Source organism: Microcystis sp. M061S2 (genome assembly GCF_020245605.1).
In the GTDB taxonomy this organism is placed as follows: domain Bacteria; phylum Cyanobacteriota; class Cyanobacteriia; order Cyanobacteriales; family Microcystaceae; genus Microcystis.
Window position 1 is genome coordinate 67,116 of the sequence record NZ_JADBUP010000005.1, and the last position, 12,762, is coordinate 79,877.

Consider the following 12,762-nt stretch of genomic DNA (forward strand, 5'->3'; position numbering starts at 1 on the left):
GTAGTTAGGTGTTACTCAAGGTAGGATCAAACCCCCCTTATCAAGGGGGGCAGGGGGGATCAAACCCCCCTTATCAAGGGGGGCAGGGGGGATCAAACCCCCCTTATCAAGGTAGGATCAAACCCAAAATTAAATCAACTTATTGTTTAGTTATAACCTAAGTTCGGGATGCTGAGTTATTGACTTTGGTTTGATAAAGTTTAAAACAATTTTGCATCACCTCTCGCGGCTTTCCTTGACTTTGCCTAACAAGAGAACTTATTTCCTCCTCAGTAAAAGTCACTCCAGTTTGACTTAGACGATGACTAATAAACTCTTTAATTTTAGCTTCATCCCATAATTTAATCGGAAATTGTTGACAAATTCCCTGGAAAGGTGAATCACCTCCTTTGTTATCAGGAAATAAAACATCAAGGGAACGATTAGCCGCTACTACTAATCTTAAAGGTGGATCGGGACGATTAGCTAACTCTCTTAATTGACTTCTAAGCTGATAGCTGAAATATTTTTGAGTCATATTATCTACCACATCCAATAATAACAGGATTTTGTGTTTTTCTAATTCCCTAGTTAATCTAGTTCCTTTGAGCGGTTTATCGTAATTCGCAGCTATACCAATCTGATGACATAATTCATAATAAAAATCCTTATCTCCTGCTAATCCTTCTAAGTTTAGATACAAGGGTTGTCGCTGACTAAGTAAATACTCCCTTGCTTGATGGTAAATTCCCCAAAGCAGGGTGGTTTTTCCCGTTCCCCTTTCCCCGATAATAGCAGCACTACTGCCGGAATTTAAAACCTCAAAAATATCTTTAATTTCTTGTTCCCGTCCAAAAATCTGCTGAATTTCTTTAATACCTCCGGAAGTGGGTTTAAAAGGATTATGGGCATTTTTTTGGGGTTGTAATTGCGGAAAATATTTAAAAATAGTCTGAACTGGAATCGCTCTTCCTCCTAAATCACTGTACTCATCTCTGGTTTTATTCACCACTCCGCACACTTTCCCCGTGCGTAAATTTAAAAGCGGTGAACCACTAAAACCGGGTTGTACTTGCCCTAATTTAAACTTGATTAGGGGGTTTTCATCCCCCGTTAAACCTATATACTCAAAGTCACTAGGATCACCGTTCGGATAATCGTTGGTATAGCCAAAAGTGTATAATTTATCTGTTAATTGTAAATCTTGATCAAAATCGACATATTTGTGATATAAAGGCGAGTTTAATTGTAAAAGAGCCAGATCGATCTCGTCTAGATTCGGTAAGTCGATAATTTTAGCCCCAGAAATTTGACCTTGCCAAATTATCTCGATAGTCTCGCGATTATCCCGCGCATCTTTTACCACATGAAGACAGGTCAAAATTAACCCTTGTCCCACAAAAAAGCCTGTTCCTGATGCATCGATTAACTTTAACCTGACAGTGTACGAGGGGAGAGATTCCGGGGTAAGCATTTAATCAATTTATCCTCCCCATTCTAGGGTAATTTTTAAATTTCCCTTTCCTTCACCTTCCACAATTAAAGCGGTTAGTTTACCAGATTTTACCGTGACTTCTACCCCAAATTCTACGGTTGCCTTTTTGGGTTTCACTTTATTGATTGTGGCAGCGATCGATTCAGTAACTGCCTCAATTGTATCAGCCACACTTTGAAAGTCAAATATTTGATCGGATACTTCCCGTTCACCACCGAAACTTCTCGCTTCCACTAACATGGTGACATTTTCTTTAACTTTAACTGAAATAATCTCAGATCTAGATTCTGGCATAAGGCTCCTTCAATGACCCATTTATGGTTTTCTCGATTGCTTCTCGGACAAACTTATAGCGGAACTAAAAAGGCTTATATATATTTCGGCACGGATTCCCATTATACTAGAAAGTATAGGTCAAATCGAGGGATTTTGTCAAGTCTTTTTTAGCATTAATCTATTTGTGTTATGCAGTGGAGGGGGTTATAAGGAATGAAACCCCGATAGAGACAGACATTGCTGCGATTTTTGTCAATTGTTTTCGCTCTAGAACAAACTAATCAATTAAGTCTCTTGCCAGATAAGGATTTAGTCAATTTATGCCCCTATATCGAACCATACCAAGTAACGAAGAACCTTCTTTTTCCTCTTCTTGAATCGCCGATTTCGGGACAATGACGACGTTAACCGATTCTTCTACTTCGTTGAATAGTTCTAAAACATATCCTTCCTCACCCCCCTTCGGATGGGCAACTATATCAACAAGAATCGCCGAATCACCCTGCTTAAGATTGTATTCGGGAACGTCGCGGGCTAGGGTCACTTCTTCGTATAGTTGCGCCATGGTTTATTTTTCCTTTCTGGGTTTGAGGGTGATAAATTGAAATTGATGATCTAGGTTTCGTTTTAGCCAAATCGTGACAACGGATAGGGGAACTTGATTACTGCTGATTAATTCCCCCTCGACTCGATAGAAGGTTCCGTATTCGTTGGTAAGATCTTCGATGGCGGGATTGGTTTGAATTAGTTGGATGAGGGCGGTTTTTAGTGCATCGGGATTAGCGAGGGTAAAGCCAGCGCGGGCGAGGTATTTTGATTTGTCATCTTTGGGGCGAAATTTGAGGAGATATTTAGTTATTTTATCATCGGGAATTAGGGAGTCGCTAGGCAGGTACATCGGATCGAGAGAATTTTGTTTGATTTTACCTTGAATTGAAGTTTTAATATCGATTAACTGATCAAGTGTATTAATTGATATTGTTTCAAGTTTTTTTTGGGGTTGTAATTGCAGAAAGTTTTTTGAAATAGTCCAGACTAAAAAGGCTTATATATATTTCGGCACGGATTCCCATTATAATAAAAAGTATAGGTCAAATCGAGGGATTTTGTCAACTCTTTTTTGCCATTAATCTATATAATTGTCGGGCTGCTCACCAGTCATTGTCCTGAAAAAAATTATGCCCCGGTTTGTTAAACAAGCATATATGCAGCGGTCAACCGAGACAGCACAGGAGCCTCTCTTATTCTTTGTGTGATCAGGAGCCTCTCTTATTCTTTGTGTGATCAGTTTAACTTATATAGAACCGATCAATCTTTGTGTCCTTTGTGTCTTTGTGGTTCGTTCCAGTCGCTCGCTGGCGGGAATATATCTTATAAAATACATTTTACCCACCAAACCCAAGAGAGCCGACAGGAGGCAAAAAACGAGTTATTGGACAGAAAGAGGCGATGGGATGTTATTATTTAAAGCCGATTCCCCGGAAGCATCCGAATTGATCATCGGGCAGCATCCCCTGGCGAATAGTAGTGGAATAGGCTATTAAAGGAGTGAACCCTGTGCAAATATTCACAACAATCCCCGGTTTACGCACTTTTTTGGCTGATTATCGCCATGATCGCAGTATTGCCCTCGTGCCAACCATGGGCGCCCTCCATAAAGGTCATGCTAGTCTAATTCGACGCGCAGTGACGGAAGCGGAGGTAACTGTGGTCAGTATTTTTGTTAATCCTCTACAATTTGGCCCCACAGAGGATTTTTCTCGCTATCCCCGCAGCCTTGACAGCGATCGCCAATTGTGTGAATCCTTGGGAGTTGCTGCTATTTTTGCTCCCAGTGCGGAAACTTTAGGAATTGGTGATTCTGAGGAGATAACCGCAGTTGTTCCCCCGATTTCTCTGACTAGCGGGTTATGTGGTGCTTTTCGTCCGGGGCATTTTCAGGGAGTAGCCACAATTGTCACCCGGTTGTTTAATATAATTGCACCGACGATCGCCTATTTTGGCGAAAAGGATGCCCAACAGTTAGCGATTATCCGGCAATTAGTCAGGGATTTAAATTTAGCGATCGAGATTCGCGCTTGTGCTACAGTGCGAGAAACATCGGGATTAGCAGTTAGTTCTCGCAATCAGTATCTATCGGCCACAGAAAGGGAAAAAGCGACAATTATCGCCCAAAGTTTGCAATTAGCCCTCGAAAGTTTTCGTTTAGGGGAAAGACAAAGGGAAAAACTACTGGCTATTGTCCAAAAAAATCTCGACAGAGTACCAGAATTTCGCTGTCAGTATCTGGATTTAGTCCATCCCCAGAGTTTACAACCGATCGAGCAGATCGAAGCAAGGGGCTTATTAGCGATCGCCGGATTGATCGGTCAAACCCGTTTAATTGATAATATTATCTTGCGTCAACGTCGGGCAGTTATCGCTATTGATGGGCCGGCTGGAGCGGGAAAATCGACGGTAACGCGCTTAGTAGCCGAAAAATTGGGGTTAACCTATCTCGATACCGGTGCGATGTATCGCGCGGTGACATGGTTAGTGGTGAATTCCGGTCTGGATTTGTCCGCAGAAGCGGCCATCGCCGAGTTATTATCTTTAGCGAAGATAGAAATAATTCCGGCCGATAGTCCCGAAAATGTGACTATAGTGAAGATTAATGGGCAGGATGTGACTTTAGAGATTCGCTCTCCCGCAATTACCTCGCAAGTGTCCAGAATTGCCGCTCAAAAAGCGGTGAGACAGCAGTTAGTCACCCTGCAAAGACAACTGGGAATGTCAGGGGGAATAGTTGTGGAAGGTCGAGATATTGGTACTAATGTTTTCCCAGAAGCGGAATTAAAGATTTTCTTGACAGCGACATCCGAAGAAAGAGCGAGAAGGAGATTAAAAGACTTAGAAGCGCAGGGAAATGGTGGGATTAGTCTCGCAGAATTAACCCAAGAGATTGAAAAAAGGGATTATTTGGATAGTAATCGCTCCCTAGCACCCCTGCGAAAAGCCGCAGATGCGATCGAAGTTAATACCGATCATCTCACTATTACAGAAGTCACGGAAAAAATCATTGCTCTTTATCATCTTAACTCAGGTGATTTAGGGGGATAATTATGCAGTTAAATTACCTGACTTTATCATCTATCTGTTTAACGGTAACTTCCTTGATAATTCTTGGCAGTCCAACTATATCTTTAGCCGATCATAGATCAGCAATAACTTTAGCTTCTAGGGATTTATCGAACCAGCAACAGGGAAAAAAAATTATTCTTAATGGTCGTTCTTTGCCCGTTTCTTGGCGACAGTGGACAACAGCAAATAGTACCAGAATTGCCATGGGTGACACGGGAGCAAGACAATTATTCGGCATGGATTTTCTTAGCACAAATGATCCAAAAAAGCAACCGATAAACTGGTTTAATTTACAAACTTTATCGGCTAATTTAATCGACTCTGATCGCTGGCTGGATGTTACGGATATTTTACTAAAAATGGGGGCAACAACCACAATTAATGGTGATAGTTTAACTATTAACTTTCCTGCTGCCCAGATTCAAGATATTCAGCTAGAAAATTATGGAGCAGTACAAAGGATTATTATTCAACTCGATCGCCCGACCTTTTGGCAAGTTAGTCAGGCAAAAAATGAAGCTGTGATTACTTTAGAAGGAAATGCCCAGCAATCGCTCATCTCTAGGTTTCAACCCCAAACTATCAGCAACAGTAATCAAAATAACGATGAAGATGATCTAGGCAACTCCAATAATAACTTAGCCACTCAGATCACTTCCTTAGAAAATAATGGGGTGATCAGTCGTTTAAAAATTAACCTTCCCACTGCCTACGGATTACAGATCAGCAGTGTGGCTAATCCTCCCCGAATTATCATTGATTCTCGTCCCGATGCTATGGATGAAAAGCGCATTGTTTGGCAACCAGGGTTAATCTGGAATCAAAAATATATCCAGTTAGATCAAGATTGGTTTCCCGTGACTTGGTTAGAAATCGATCCCAGAAATCCTCAGATAACTATTAAACCAATCACCGCTAATTCCACCTCAATGCGCGGCACTAATCCCCTGATCACGATTAATAGCGAAAGTAATGCGGTAGCGATGATTAATGGCGGCTTTTTTAATCGTAATAATCAGTTACCTTTGGGAGCAATTCGTGTGGATGGCAAATGGTTATCTGGGCCAATTTTAAACCGAGGAGCGATCGCATGGGATAATCGTGGTAAAATCAGGATCGATCGCCTCAGTTTAGAGGAAACTCTCATTACTGCCACCGGACAACGTTTTCCCCTAACCCATTTAAATAGTGCTTTCCTGACAGCCGGCTGCAGTCGTTATACTCGCGATTGGGGGAGTAATTATCATCCGCTCACCGAGCGGGAAACCGGGTTAGTCGTCCAAGGCGATCGCGTAACGGAGAAATTAAATAATCTTTCCCCACAGGATAGTATAGAAGTACCAGAAAATGGCTATTTAGTCATCTGCCGAAAGACAGATATTAATTTAAAGATTGGTGAGACAGTCAACCTCGATAGCGTCACCCTACCGGGAGATTTTGCTGATTATCCCCAGATTTTAGGTGCAGGTCCCCTATTATTGCAGAATGGACGCATAGTTTTAGATGGAAATGCTGAAAAATTTAGTCCGGCATTCCAAAATCAACAAGCTTCCCGCAGTGCGATCGCAGTTAGCCGAGAAGGAAAAATTTTGCTAGTTGCTATCCACAATCGCGTCGGGGGAAGGGGGGCAACTTTAGGCGAATTAGCCCGAATTTTGCTGTTAATGGCGGCAACAGACGGTTTAAACCTAGATGGGGGTAGTTCCACTGGAATAACCTTAGGGGGTTATCTGCTCGATCGCTCTGCCGTTACCGCCGCAAAAGTCCATAATGGAATAGGGATATTTTTATCCCCGTCTCCTTGAAAAGTGTGAAAACAATGGATAATAGCGACTGGATTAAACAATTGCTGCTGATGGGTATTGGCACTACTTCGATGGTGGCAGAAAAGATCAAAGAAGTGAGCGACGAATTAGTCAAAGACGGTAAAATCAATTCTGATCAGGCTAAAAACTTTGTCGATGATCTGATGACACAGATGAAGTCTGAACAGGGGAGCTTCGAGAACAACTTAGAACGCTATATTCGCCAGATTTTGCAGGATTTAGGGGTTCCCCGACAATCGGAAATGGACGAACTGCGGGGAAGGATTGATAGATTAGAACGACAGGTGAGAGACTTAGAGAATAAACTCTGGCGTTAGGGAACTATGAAATCAATGCGCGAAATCTTGCTCAGTTTTGCTATCATTGCGGTTTGTGGCTTATTTTTAATCGTTGCTTCCCTCTTTGGTGGAGGGGAAAAAAACAATGCGATCGCCGCAGAAATCGAGCCACCCGCTATCACTCAAACTATTAATAAGGAAATCATCTCCATGGATTTAGATCAAGCAGTCACCACCGATTCGGGACTAAAATACATCGATATCGTGGAAGGAACTGGAGAAAGTCCCCAAAAAGGTCAAAAAGTGACTGTTCACTACACGGGAACCCTGACAGACGGCAAAAAATTCGATAGTTCTAAGGATCGCAATCAACCTTTTACCTTTACCATTGGAGTTGGTCAAGTGATCAAAGGATGGGATGAAGGAGTCGCATCGATGAAAGTCGGTGGGCAGCGTACCTTAATTATCCCCCCAGAATTAGGTTATGGTGCGCGGGGTGCCGGTGGGGTAATTCCTCCCAACGCGACTTTACTTTTCGATGTGGAATTGTTGGGAGTTAAATAGGTTTTTCCTCTGATTTTTCACTTTTACCCGCATCGATCCTGAATGCGGGTTTTTTGACAAATTGCCAGAAGCTAAAGGCCAAATCAGGAAGATTTAGTAAATTCTAGACCGTTTTCGCTACCGTAACGTTCCATAAAACGCATAAAACGATCCCACTCTGCGGGAGAATTAAAAATAACCGTAGCTTCGATCGCCGTGGGTTTACCGTTGATGAATTTGCCTTTTACTTCCCTGGTGACGATTTCTCCTTCCTCATCGACGAGATACATCCCCGTGATTTCCTCGGTTTGTTGATCTCCGAGGATAGTCGGTTGATCAAAATAAAATTTTGCCGATCCCTTCTCTCCCGTTTTAGTGCGACTTAAGCGGATATCGGGAACAACTGGTTCTTTTAACCCCCGGGAAAACTGAATTTCTGCCATTACTTTTCTTTATCCTTCTCATAAAATAGACATTTCTAGATCATCTCACACCAAGTCGCAAGTAAAAAGCAGATGGGACACCATAAACTTAAAGTATCCACAGTAAACTCGCGGGGGTGGGTTTGACTGATGAAAGATCACTTGTAAACCTCTCCCTTCCCACTGATAACCAATAACTGAGATGAGATGGTTTTATTAGAAGCAACGGTTCATTCTTCTCTACGCGCTTTTTTACGCGAACAAGGACGCTTTTACTGGTCTCATCATCTCACTATGGGGCGACTGGTGGCTAGAGCTTTGCGCTTAAAACGTTCCTCTCTGATACAAACTGGAACCACTCTTACCCGTTATTGTCTCAGTTATCTCACCCCGGCTCTTTTGGGTGATACACCTGTTCTGATTGTTGCCCCAGAGTCGGAAGTAAACCTACTGTTAGAAGTGGAAATCCCCCATCTGCAAGCATGGTTACAAACTCAGCGAGATATCCTCAAAAGCGATCGCTTTCCCGCTAATTTTACCGGTTTACTCCTCACCACACCCCAACAATGGTTAGAGGATAAATTGGGCAATCTCGGTCATTTTCCCCAGAATATCGCCACTATAATCGATCGAGCCGAAGATTTAGAAACTTGTCTAGTAGATTATCTCACCGTCACCATTACTCCCGAACAATGGTCTGCTTTAGGGTCAGCATATCCCCAGCATAGAGAGTTTATAGACTTAATTAAAGCACAACTTAGCCAAAGTATTCTTGGTCATCCCATTAATCCCTATAATTGCTATCTTATTGATGCCAAGGAAAAAGAATATATAATTGCTCTCCTGCAACGCTTACATCAAGATTTAGCCACTGATTCTGCTTGGCAACTTTTAGCGGCAAAAATCCCCGAGCATAATTATCTCCTCTGGACATCGGTAGATCGAGATCGAGAAGAATTTACCCTAAAAATCAGTCCTTTAGAGGTGGCTAGTTTTTTCAAACCGATTTGGCAGCAACAACCCTTTGTTTTAATCGGCAGTTTTTTAGATAGTGAAAAATCCGCTAATTTATACCGTCAAAATCAGGGTATCGGAGAAATTTTAACTCTAAAGTTTGCAGCTGATCGCGAAAGTGAATATATTCATTTATATCTACCCGATCGCATCAGCGCCCCCAACACACCCGAATTTAAACCGATGTTATTAAAGCAAGTACGGGAATTAGTTAGTGCTAATCATACCAGTGAACAACCGATAGTAATTCTGATTGAAGATGTTCCCCTCAAGGCACAAATTGCCACCCAAATCGCAGCCGATTACGGTTCGCGAGTACAAGTGGAAAAAACTGAGATTAATAATAATACTATTCTGGTTTGTGGTTGGCAATTCTGGCAAACCCATCAAGAAAAATTTCCGACTCCCAGTTTATTAATTATCGCTACTTTACCCTTACCATCCCCCGAAAATCCTCTCGTTGCTGGCAAAATTGCTTACTACAAACGACAACATCTCGACTGGTTTCGTGCCTATCTTTTACCCACAGCAGTGAGGGAAATTCAGCAATCTGTCCAGTCTCTCCGGGAGTGTCAAGGTTGTGTGGCTGTCCTCGATAATCGTGTCAATGCTCGCAGTTATGGCCGACAAATTCTCTCCGCTTTAGAACCCTATGCTAAAGTTAATTATCTCGATCAACAATTTTTTCAAGATAAAGATTAAATCAGTTATCAGTTATCAGTTTACTGATAAAATCTCCACCAGAGCCATATTTCCAACTATCCAAATAACGATGATAAAGATATTTTTGCTTGTCGGGTAACTTTTCTAAAACAGGTTTTAAGCTGGTTGCTAAGGGACATAAACCACTATACAAAGCTAAATTAAAATAATGTCCTGTCCAATCAATAAAAGGACTGATACCCACTTGCGGAATCATCGGTAAAACTAATTGAGGATTAACCAAAGGCAAAGTTTTTGAGAGGGAAGAAAACTGCACCACATCCTGTAAAAACGGTTTTAATACCTCATCTCCCAACTTGTCCATTACCCGAAAAACTCCACTCATTAAGTCATTAATTTGATTGGGATTAGGGTTAGCAGACATCGGGACACTCATGGTTTTTTGAAATAGCCACGTTACCGATATATTGGGTTGATAGGGTTGTAAAAGGGCTAAATCTTCTCGGTTTAAAGCATCAATTTGTAAAGCTTCCTCGATGGCGAAAGTTAGCCTTTTTAAATGTCTGACCATTGCCCCAAAACCACCAAAACTGACCGGAGATTGACTACCGCTACTATCTCCCACTGCTAGAATTCTTGACCAGGGCATCTTTAAAGGACTTTGACGATAGGCAGGGAAAAAACCCGCTAGAAAACGCTGAAATTTTACCGCTTCTAAATCTACCTTTTGATACTCCGGCAGTAATCTTAAATACTCCTCCATCAAAAATTCTAAACTAAAGCGATCGGGATGGGTATCAAGATAGGTAAATAAATAAGTTGTCCGACCATCCCTAGCGGGAAATGCTTCCCAAAAGTATTGACATTGGTGCAAGATTGGGGTAAAAGAATAAATCAAATCACCAGTTTCATTACTGGGAAAACCCTGACCGCAACTACCCACCACTAAACAAACTCCATCGGGTTTTTCTCCTTTTCTTGCCTGTTTTGCAATTGCTGAAAAATGACCCATGGCATCGATTAATAAACGGGTTTTTAAAGTCACTTCTCCCGTTTTAACCATTACCCCGTCAGGATGAATAATTGCCCCGCTAAACCCCGAATTTTCTAATAACTTTCCTCCCGCTTCTAAAAACTTAGTTTTTAAAGTTTCTAGCAAATAAACCGGATCAACACCGATATTTAAAATATCTCTGACCCAAAGCTCATAACCTTGATAAAATCCCACCCTCCCAGGATTATATTCTGTCGCTATCGCTTGATTTAATTCTGCTTCGGTCAATAAATCTAACTCTAAAAAACTGCTTAACTCTAAACGTGAAATATTCCACTCCTGCTCACGACCGCGCAGAATACCTCTTTCTAATAATGCCACACGCCAGCCCCTAGTTTGCAAAGCAGACCCGATAAAAATCCCCAAAGTTCCCCCGGCAATAACTAGATCAAAATCCGTCTCTCCTAAAGATTCTTGACTTTGATTAATTACCGCAGGAATAAGCGGATTTTCTAAACGCAAAGCTTGCCAAGATCGATCACTGGCTCGCAATTGTTGTAAACTCTGAGGAGATACTCGATCGAGTAAAGATGCAACTAAAGACATAATCTTATATCAGTTATCAGTTATCAGTTATCACCATATCCAGAGGAGAAACCTATTTAGATTGGAAAAACTTTTTCCCTTCTTCAAAGAGTTTATTAATATCCTTGAGAGAAACCCCAAAAATCGCTAGAACTCCCGTAAAGACTAACAAGAAACCGATAAAACTATTCCGATCATAGAGGAATAAACCCACCAAAACGATAAAATAGGGAGAGAGAATTTTACTAATATTTTCAACTACAGTAACCACCTCTGGAGTAGGAGTCTCAACAAGATTAATATCAGTTTTATCCTGATCTGGTTCGAGATTTTGCTTAATCGAAAACATCACCTCCTGTAGGTCTTTTACCTCCGGTGGGTTCGGTTCTTTCGCTGGTTTGCCAAACATTTTTAACTCCCTCGCCAATTTATCTATATCCTCTATGGTAGCCAAAAAGAGGGCAAGCCGGAAAAGCGCGAGCAAGTCGAGAAATTCTCAGCGCAATTTTCCTTAACAACCCCCTCGGCCTCGGCTGCTATAATCAGAGGAACAACTCCCAAGTTCGTTAACGGTACAAAAAAACTATGAATACCAGTCCAGACCGTGTGATTATCTTCGATACCACCCTTCGAGATGGGGAACAGTCCCCGGGTGCCGCTTTAAATGTGGATGAGAAGCTAACCATAGCGCGCGCACTGGCAAGACTGGGAGTTGATGTCATTGAAGCAGGTTTTCCCCACGCTAGTCCGGGGGACTTTGAAGCTGTACAGAAAATTGCCGGCAGCGTCGGCGGCGAAGCTGATAGCCCGATTATTTGCGGATTAGCCCGGGCTACTCAAAAAGATATCAAATCAGCATCCGATGCGCTCAGACCCGCCGCCAAGCCCAGAATTCACACCTTCCTAGCCACATCTGATATCCACCTCCAATACAAACTTAAGAAGACTCGTCAGGAAGTTCTTGAGATTGTGCCGGAAATGGTGGCCTATGCCAAATCCTTCCTTAATGATGTGGAATTTTCCCCCGAAGATGCTGGCCGCAGCGATCCCGAATTCCTCTATCAAGTCCTCGAAAGAGCGATCGCCGCAGGAGCCACCACTGTTAATATTCCCGATACCGTCGGTTATACCACCCCTAGCGAATTTGGGGCTTTAATCCGGGGAATTAAGGAAAATGTCCCCAATATCGACCAAGCGATTATCTCCGTCCATGGTCACGACGATCTAGGGTTAGCGGTGGCTAATTTCCTCGAAGCAGTTAAAAATGGCGCTCGACAGTTGGAATGTACTATTAATGGTATCGGTGAGCGTGCCGGTAATGCTTCCCTAGAAGAATTGGTGATGGCCCTTCATGTCCGGCGCTCCTATTTTAATCCTTTCCTCGGTCGTCCAGCAGAGTCCACGGAACCTTTAACCAAGATCAACACCAAGGAAATCTATCGCACTTCTCGCCTAGTTTCTAATCTTACCGGCATGATCGTGCAACCGAATAAGGCGATCGTCGGTGCTAACGCTTTCGCACACGAGTCGGGAATCCATCAGGACGGGGTGTTAAAACATAAACTCA

General features: G+C 42.3%; 14 protein-coding genes. 7 read left to right on the top strand and 7 right to left on the bottom strand.

The window, feature by feature from the left end; translation table 11 throughout:
• Window positions 1-157: 157 nt before the first annotated feature.
• From IM475_RS00780 to IM475_RS00795, 4 genes are all read right to left on the bottom strand, one after another.
• Entirely contained in the window at window positions 158-1,453 is a 1,296-nt protein-coding gene (locus tag IM475_RS00780) for a S1 family peptidase (RefSeq protein WP_287726339.1), read from the bottom strand.
• A gap of 9 nt (window positions 1,454-1,462) precedes the next feature.
• A complete protein-coding gene (locus IM475_RS00785) occupies window positions 1,463-1,768 on the bottom strand; it encodes a CU044_2847 family protein (RefSeq protein ID WP_287726341.1) in 306 nt (101 codons plus the stop codon).
• A 295-nt stretch (window positions 1,769-2,063) separates the two neighbouring features.
• Window positions 2,064-2,315, bottom strand: coding sequence for a DUF4926 domain-containing protein (locus IM475_RS00790; protein ID WP_002755998.1), 252 nt, complete (start codon window positions 2,313-2,315; stop codon window positions 2,064-2,066).
• A 3-nt stretch (window positions 2,316-2,318) separates the two neighbouring features.
• Window positions 2,319-2,648, bottom strand: a complete 330-nt coding sequence (locus tag IM475_RS00795; RefSeq protein ID WP_002755997.1) for a DUF6883 domain-containing protein — start codon at window positions 2,646-2,648, stop codon at window positions 2,319-2,321.
• Between the two features lie 382 nt (window positions 2,649-3,030).
• On the opposite strand from IM475_RS00795, the gene IM475_RS00800 reads away from it, so the two are divergent.
• Genes IM475_RS00800 through IM475_RS00820 form a run of 5 tightly spaced genes read left to right on the top strand, consistent with a single transcriptional unit; the run spans window position 3,031 to window position 7,538 of the window.
• Window positions 3,031-3,294: a hypothetical protein gene (locus IM475_RS00800; RefSeq protein WP_287726343.1), complete on the top strand. Its 264-nt coding sequence runs from the start codon at window positions 3,031-3,033 to the stop codon at window positions 3,292-3,294.
• A 13-nt stretch (window positions 3,295-3,307) separates the two neighbouring features.
• The gene (locus IM475_RS00805; RefSeq protein WP_287726345.1) at window positions 3,308-4,849 is read left to right on the top strand and encodes a bifunctional pantoate--beta-alanine ligase/(d)CMP kinase; all 1,542 of its coding nucleotides are present in this window, start codon (window positions 3,308-3,310) and stop codon (window positions 4,847-4,849) included.
• A 2-nt stretch (window positions 4,850-4,851) separates the two neighbouring features.
• Complete coding sequence (locus IM475_RS00810; protein WP_287726347.1) at window positions 4,852-6,675, top strand: phosphodiester glycosidase family protein; 1,824 nt, start codon at window positions 4,852-4,854, stop codon at window positions 6,673-6,675.
• A gap of 14 nt (window positions 6,676-6,689) precedes the next feature.
• A complete protein-coding gene (locus IM475_RS00815; protein ID WP_002746237.1) occupies window positions 6,690-7,013 on the top strand; it encodes a phasin family protein in 324 nt (107 codons plus the stop codon).
• A gap of 6 nt (window positions 7,014-7,019) precedes the next feature.
• Window positions 7,020-7,538, top strand: a complete 519-nt coding sequence (locus IM475_RS00820) for an FKBP-type peptidyl-prolyl cis-trans isomerase (protein ID WP_287658217.1) — start codon at window positions 7,020-7,022, stop codon at window positions 7,536-7,538.
• Between the two features lie 83 nt (window positions 7,539-7,621).
• Here the strand turns inward: IM475_RS00820 and psb28 are convergent, their stop codons facing one another.
• Window positions 7,622-7,960 carry a photosystem II reaction center protein Psb28 gene (psb28, locus tag IM475_RS00825; RefSeq protein WP_002755988.1) on the bottom strand — a complete coding sequence of 113 codons (339 nt, stop codon included), beginning with the start codon at window positions 7,958-7,960 and terminating at the stop codon, window positions 7,622-7,624.
• Between the two features lie 186 nt (window positions 7,961-8,146).
• Between psb28 and IM475_RS00830 the strand changes: the two genes are divergently transcribed.
• Window positions 8,147-9,655 carry a helicase C-terminal domain-containing protein gene (locus IM475_RS00830; RefSeq protein WP_287726349.1) on the top strand — a complete coding sequence of 503 codons (1,509 nt, stop codon included), beginning with the start codon at window positions 8,147-8,149 and terminating at the stop codon, window positions 9,653-9,655.
• Window position 9,656: 1 nt separating this feature from the next.
• Here IM475_RS00830 and IM475_RS00835 read toward each other — a convergent pair whose 3' ends face one another.
• Both IM475_RS00835 and IM475_RS00840 read right to left on the bottom strand, forming a co-directional pair.
• The gene (locus IM475_RS00835) at window positions 9,657-11,216 is read right to left on the bottom strand and encodes an FAD-dependent oxidoreductase (protein WP_287726350.1); all 1,560 of its coding nucleotides are present in this window, start codon (window positions 11,214-11,216) and stop codon (window positions 9,657-9,659) included.
• A gap of 52 nt (window positions 11,217-11,268) precedes the next feature.
• On the bottom strand, window positions 11,269-11,604 hold the full coding sequence (locus tag IM475_RS00840) for a hypothetical protein (RefSeq protein ID WP_110578476.1): 336 nt from the start codon (window positions 11,602-11,604) through the stop codon (window positions 11,269-11,271).
• Between the two features lie 176 nt (window positions 11,605-11,780).
• Between IM475_RS00840 and IM475_RS00845 the strand changes: the two genes are divergently transcribed.
• Window positions 11,781-12,762, top strand: a 982-nt coding sequence (locus IM475_RS00845; protein WP_287726351.1) for a 2-isopropylmalate synthase, incomplete at its 3' end; no start/stop codon positions are given.